Origin of the sequence: Gluconacetobacter entanii (genome assembly GCF_003206495.1) — a bacterium.
Taxonomy (GTDB): domain Bacteria; phylum Pseudomonadota; class Alphaproteobacteria; order Acetobacterales; family Acetobacteraceae; genus Novacetimonas; species Novacetimonas entanii.
In genome coordinates, this window is the sequence record NZ_NKUF01000080.1 from 1 (window position 1) to 5,665 (window position 5,665).

General features: G+C 56.3%; 6 protein-coding genes and 1 pseudogene. 5 read left to right on the forward strand and 2 right to left on the reverse strand.

Going from position 1 to position 5,665, the window contains the following annotated elements:
- The 3 genes from CFR72_RS17880 to CFR72_RS15965 all read left to right on the forward strand — a co-directional run.
- Positions 1-190: hypothetical protein (locus tag CFR72_RS17880; protein ID WP_208630077.1), on the forward strand; the 190-nt coding region annotated here is incomplete at its 5' end.
- Positions 191-376: 186 nt separating this feature from the next.
- Positions 377-589, forward strand: a complete 213-nt coding sequence (locus CFR72_RS15960; RefSeq protein ID WP_023524197.1) for a CbtB domain-containing protein — start codon at positions 377-379, stop codon at positions 587-589.
- On the forward strand, positions 552-1,385 hold the full coding sequence (locus CFR72_RS15965; RefSeq protein WP_023524196.1) for a CbtA family protein: 834 nt from the start codon (positions 552-554) through the stop codon (positions 1,383-1,385). Before CFR72_RS15960 ends, CFR72_RS15965 begins: the two co-directional genes overlap by 38 nt.
- A 514-nt stretch (positions 1,386-1,899) precedes the next feature.
- On the opposite strand, the gene CFR72_RS15970 is transcribed toward CFR72_RS15965, so the two are convergent.
- Positions 1,900-2,487, reverse strand: a complete 588-nt coding sequence (locus tag CFR72_RS15970; protein WP_110914737.1) for a DUF1826 domain-containing protein — start codon at positions 2,485-2,487, stop codon at positions 1,900-1,902.
- A gap of 68 nt (positions 2,488-2,555) precedes the next feature.
- On the opposite strand from CFR72_RS15970, the gene CFR72_RS15975 reads away from it, so the two are divergent.
- The gene (locus tag CFR72_RS15975) at positions 2,556-3,788 is read left to right on the forward strand and encodes a GTP-binding protein (protein WP_110914738.1); all 1,233 of its coding nucleotides are present in this window, start codon (positions 2,556-2,558) and stop codon (positions 3,786-3,788) included.
- A complete protein-coding gene (locus CFR72_RS15980) occupies positions 3,781-4,113 on the forward strand; it encodes a DUF6525 family protein (protein WP_014106895.1) in 333 nt (110 codons plus the stop codon). Before CFR72_RS15975 ends, CFR72_RS15980 begins: the two co-directional genes overlap by 8 nt.
- 114 nt (positions 4,114-4,227) lie before the next feature.
- Here the strand turns inward: CFR72_RS15980 and CFR72_RS15985 are convergent.
- Positions 4,228-5,577, reverse strand: a pseudogene (locus CFR72_RS15985) (helix-hairpin-helix domain-containing protein); the annotation flags it as partial.
- Positions 5,578-5,665: the final 88 nt, after the last annotated feature.

Sequence of the window (5,665 nt, forward strand, 5' to 3'; positions counted from 1 at the left end):
AGGCCACATCAACAGGCCTTACAGAAGACCGCACACGATCACACGTCAATATGGGTCAGAAAACTCTTGCATAACGGACGGCAACCACAGAAGAAATCCCTTCCTGATGGATATTGACCGCCTGCGCTTCGGCGTTTCACCTGCGGCCGTGGTAGTTCATGTCAAATTATGTCAGGCTATACTCTTTTAGGAGTTTTAGATTAAGGGAGAGTAGATTATACCCCTGCAGGCCATAAACGCGGAAGCCGGTGAAATCCCGGCACGGTTGCGCCACTGTAAGCAGGTGTAGAACACAATTTTCTACCCGAAAGTCAGACCCGCGCATGGCTCCGTTCCGAGCGAAACAGGACGCATTTTTCCTGAGGAGTCGTATAAAATGTCTGATACTGCACTAGGTTCCCACGCTATCCCCTCTCCCGCGCCTATTCCCGTCAGGGAGATAGCGCCGTGGTTGGTTTTCGGCTTACTGATGCTGCTGGCCCTTTATTTTGTCGGCGCAGAAGAAGGTGCGACATCTATTATTCCTGGCATGTATGTGCACGAGTGGGTGCATGACAGTCGCCATCTTCTGGGTTTCCCCTGCCACTGACATGGAAAACAGAATGATGGTCCGCACCCTACTTATTCGCGGAATGCTCGTCGGTTTTTTGGCCGGCATTCTGGTATTCGGTTTCGCAAAAGTGTTTGGCGAACCTCAGGTGGATCATGCCATTGCATTTGAATCTGCCATGGACGAGGCTAAAGCCAAGGCAGATCTGGAGCGAGGCATCCATGATGTTGAAGAGCCGGAACTTGTAAGCCGGAAACTTCAAGCCAGTTACGGATTGCTCACAGGTGTAATGGTTTACTCGACAGCGTTTGGCGGCCTTTTCGCTCTTGTATTTTCTTATGCAAATGGGCGCATGAAAAGCACAGACTCTCGTGTTGTGTCTGTTCTGCTGGCGATAACCGGGATTATTGCAGTATATATGGTGCCAAGCATCAAGTATCCTGCCAACCCGCCATCTGTAGGAAACCCGGATACAATTGGCATGCGGACAGAATTGTATTTTATAATGATGCTGGTCTCCCTACTGGGGATGATCGCAGCCACAATGCTTCAGGGACGCTTACGTCAGCAATATAATGCATGGACATCAACTTATCTTGCAGGCGCGTGTTATATTCTGATTGTCTTTACAACAGGCGAGTTACTTCCTGCGGTTAATGAAGTCCCCTCTAATTTCCCTGCTGATTTGCTCTGGAATTTCAGGATTGATTCCTTAGGCATGCAGATCATCATGTGGACCACACTGGGTCTGGGTTTCGGTGCCTTTACTGAATATGCAAATCGAAACCGGTTTGGATATCGTAATGGCGCTAACATTCAGCTTAATGCCCATTAAAATGGCTTGAAGTTAAAAACGTGAGAACTGGCGTTGACTTGAAGTCACGCCAGATACTCAATGACAATTACGAGATTTTTCCGCGATATTTATGGGGAACTCGCCAATATCCATCACAACGTACTGTTTTCGGTTGCCGATTTCCCCATGCGCCAACAGGCGTAGGAAAGGGCGACAATCTCGCGACCAGATGGCGCCCTTCCCTTTTCTTTCCGCAAGCAGTCCAAAACCCGGCATTTGCCCTGACAAAACTACAGACTAATATTAAGCCCGACAATAATATCACGCGTCGCTGTTTCGTGCTTCAGTGTCATGGACACTATGCCCGCCACCTTCATATCGGCGCTACGCCACAGTTCATCGTTCCAAACAAAGGAGCGATCGGCCCATGCTGATACGATTTAACCATGACTCGGGCTGTCCATCACACCGACAGTTCGCCCTGCTGTCGGGTAAGAGCGTTGGCGATCATAGCCGAAAGCAACCTGAATGCTACGGCGTTAAGGCGTCATTGTCATCCCATGCCACACGCGTCCGGATGGTCAAGGGTCAGAAGCAGGCGCGTAACAGGAACCGGGAGATCCGAGATGGGCGGCGAACGGTGCAGTACTGCCCCTTTTGTCGACCAGCCGGGATATAACCGCCCTTTCAGAAGGGTGATCCAGCACGCTGGCGTATCATGGATGATCTCGCTGTCAGCATGTTTCCATTGAACCCCAGGGCCAGTGTAGGTGCACAGGAGGCGTAACGGAACATTGTCAACATGAAAGCGGCGGCAACTGTCGTGTCTGACCTTTTCCAGCCGGAAGCGGATTTCGGCCGTGCCCGACAGGCGCTGATAACGACAGGCAAGATTCAGGGCGTCGTCAGCAAGCGCCTGCGTGCCTGCCGGTAAGTGAGTCCGCAACTCGATTTCAAGAATTTCAATAGTGCCCCGACTGAGAAACAGGTCCGGGCCATGGGCATTCCACAATGCTGCGGCCTGCATGATCTCCTGCCCTGTGTGGCGCTCTTCCTGAACGATGAAACATTCACTTCTGTCAATGTCCTGGAACGGTGCCGGAATGACAGGGCGCTGACGGGTCGGGCAGGCCGGTCTCATGTCGAGGTCCTTTAGGGATTGTTATATTATAACGTACCATATAAGTTTGGTGGATCGCAACCGAATGAATGGTGTCCGTCATGCGCGAAAGACTTCCGGTAACGGTTCTTTCCGGCTTTCTGGGAGCCGGGAAGACGACGCTTCTCAACCATGTGCTCAATAACCGCGAAGGCCGGAAAGTCGCGGTGATTGTCAATGACATGAGCGACGTGAACATTGATGCCGATCTGGTGCGCGACGGCAGCGATCTGTCCCGAACAAATGAAACGCTGGTCGAGATGAGCAATGGCTGCATCTGCTGCACGCTGCGTGACGACCTGCTGCACGAAGTGCGGCGGCTCGCGGAAGAAGGCCGCTTCGATTACCTTCTGATTGAATCGACAGGGATTGCCGAACCACTTCCGGTTGCAGCGACATTCGAGTTTCGTGATGAAGCGGGCGAAAGCCTATCTGACATTGCGCGGCTCGATACGATGGTCACGGTAGTGGACGCCGTCAACCTGCTGCAGGATTACGCCTCGACGGACTTCCTGCGCGACCTGGGCGAGACGGCAGGCGAGGAGGATGACAGGGCACTGGTTGACCTGTTGGTCGAACAGATCGAATTTGCCGATGTGGTGGTGCTGAACAAGGTCTCGACCGCCACACCGGCGCAGCGCGAGGCCGCGCGGCAGGTCATTCAGGCTTTGAATGCCGATGCGGATATTATCGAAACCGATCAGGGCGTCGTGCCCTGCGCGCGCATTCTGGATACACACCGGTTCGATTATGACCGGGCCCATAAGCATCCACTATGGTACAAGGAACTGTTCGAATTCCATAACCATGTTCCCGAGACCGAGGAATATGGCATCCACACTTTCGTCTGGCGTGCCCGCCGCCCGCTGGTGCCGGAACGGTTCAAGGCCTTTATCGACTCTTCCTGGCCGGGCGTGATCCGGGCCAAGGGCCATTTCTGGCTGGCGACCCGCCCGCACTGGGTGGGCGAACTGGGGCAGGCCGGTGCACTGGTCCGCACGCAGGCAACGGGACGCTGGTGGGTGACGATACCCAGAGGTCAGTGGCCGGATAGCGATGAATGGCGCGACATGATCCTGTCGAAATGGGACCCGGTTTATGGGGATCGCCGACAGGAGATCGTGTTTATCGGTACGGCAGAGATGGACGAAGCTGCCCTTCGTGCGGCTCTGGATGCCTGCCTTGTGCCCGATTTGAATATGGAGCGGTTCGATCCGCTGCCCTTCGCCCATCTGCCTGATCCATTTCCGGTCTGGGGGCAGGGAGAAATGGTAGATGCGTAAGGTAAAGGCCTATAACGAACGAACATTACGACACGAGATGTGGCGACGGTATGCGGGTGATGAATGGGCAGCCTTTGACGCCCTGCCCACAGCAATCCGCCAACGGGTGGCTGCGCATGCCTATGATGCCTGGTCGGTCAACGTCATGATGCTCTGGCAGCATTATAAACGGCTTTATGGACGCACGATGCGCGCCGAGCGGGCCCTGATCCGGTATCTTGATTATTGCGAGAGACTGGAGCGGGAAGCGTTTGCGTCACGCTACAGCGAAACCTACGGCACGGTCCTGCCGCATGATGCAGCCTGCGTGTCAGTGCTGAGGTAAAATCAGTATTTTACTGTCATGGCACTCGTATCTTCAGGGATCGTCCTCATCGGGATCGCGAGCCTGAAAAATAACCCGATGCTGCCCGTTGGGACGATTATGCCTGTAGAGCGTTCAATGGAAATTTCGTGCCTTAACCACGATATTTTCTCGCAAGCGACCCTGCTCAGGGTCGGAGAAATCGTGCAACGACCGATTTCCCACATCGGCCAGCAGGAAGGACAGATCCACAATCTCACGCGTCACGAGATGCACCACCTCCCCTTCCTTCTGCAACCGCCCCACAACCCCCAGCATCTGGCCTGAGAGGACCACACGACGAAAGCGCTCGAACATGTCGGGCCAGATAATCACGTTGATCGCCGCCGTTTCGTCCTCCAACGTCATGAACACCACGCCCTCGGCCGAACCGGGTCGCTGGCGGACCAGCACCAGTCCAGCCACCGACAGGCTGCTCCTGTCCCTTGCCTCGAAGGCCTGCCGGCACGTCACCATCCCGCGTTCGATGAGATCAGGGCGCAGGAACGCCACGGGATGATCCCGCAGGGTCAGGCCGGTACGGTTGTAATCGCGCGCGACCTCAGCCCCGTCCCGCATGGGCTGGAGCAGCACGTCGGGTTCTTCCGCTTCACGCACGACGGCGGCTGCGGCAAACAGCGGCAGGGGTTCGTCACGTAGTGCTTTGATCGCCCACAGCGCCTCGCGCCGGGCTAGGCCCAGTCCCGGCCGGAAGGCGTCCGCCTCGGCCAGATGGGTCAGGGCTGCCCCCTTCACCCCTGCCCTGCGCCACAAATCATCGACCGAGGCGAAGGGCCGGTCGCCCCGAGCGGCTACGATCCGGGCCGCATCCTCATTGGCCAGCCCTTTCACCAGGTTCATGCCCAGACGGACGGCAAACAGCCCGTCATCCCGCTCCGGGCCTTCAGGCGTGCTGTCCCAGCGCGAGGCGTTGATGCAGACCGGCCGGATCTCGACCCCGTGCTCGCGCGCATCGCGCACAAGCTGGGCCGGGGCGTAGAAGCCCATCGGCTGGCTGTTCAGGAGTGCTGCCAGAAACACATCCGGATGGGTGCATTTCATCCAGGATGATGAATAGGCGAGGATGGCGAAGCTGGCGGCATGGCTTTCGGGAAAGCCGTAACTGCCAAACCCCTCAAGCTGCTGGAAGATGCGTTTGGCAAAGGTCTCGGGATAGCCCCGCGCCGTCATGCCTTCGATCAGGCGCGTGCGGAAGCGCGAGACGGTGCCGGTATTCTTGAACGTCGCCATGGCGCGGCGCAGCTGGTCGGCCTCGGACGCCGAAAACCCGGCACAGACCATGGCCACCTGCATCACCTGTTCCTGGAACAGCGGAATGCCCAGCGTCTTCCTGAGCACCTTCTCGAGTTCCGGCGTCGGGTAGATTTCTTTCTCCTGCCCGGCCCGTCGGCGCAGGTAGGGATGCACCATGTCGCCCTTATGTGGACGGCCTTTACGATGCAAGAGGTCACATTGATTGCATTGTCGTATCTTTCTTCTGCGTATTTTCGCTCCAGCGAAATGCACTGATACT

Excerpts from the sequence above, each read along its gene's own strand:
- CFR72_RS15975 (WP_110914738.1), top strand. The coding sequence starts at position 2,556 with ATGGTGTCCGTCATGCGCGAAAGACTTCCGGTAACGGTTCTTTCCGGC.
- CFR72_RS15965 (WP_023524196.1), top strand. The coding sequence starts at position 552 with ATGACAGTCGCCATCTTCTGGGTTTCCCCTGCCACTGACATGGAAAAC.
- CFR72_RS15980 (WP_014106895.1), top strand. The coding sequence starts at position 3,781 with ATGCGTAAGGTAAAGGCCTATAACGAACGAACATTACGACACGAGATG.
- CFR72_RS15960 (WP_023524197.1), top strand. The coding sequence starts at position 377 with ATGTCTGATACTGCACTAGGTTCCCACGCTATCCCCTCTCCCGCGCCT.
- CFR72_RS15970 (WP_110914737.1), bottom strand. The coding sequence starts at position 2,487 with ATGAGACCGGCCTGCCCGACCCGTCAGCGCCCTGTCATTCCGGCACCG.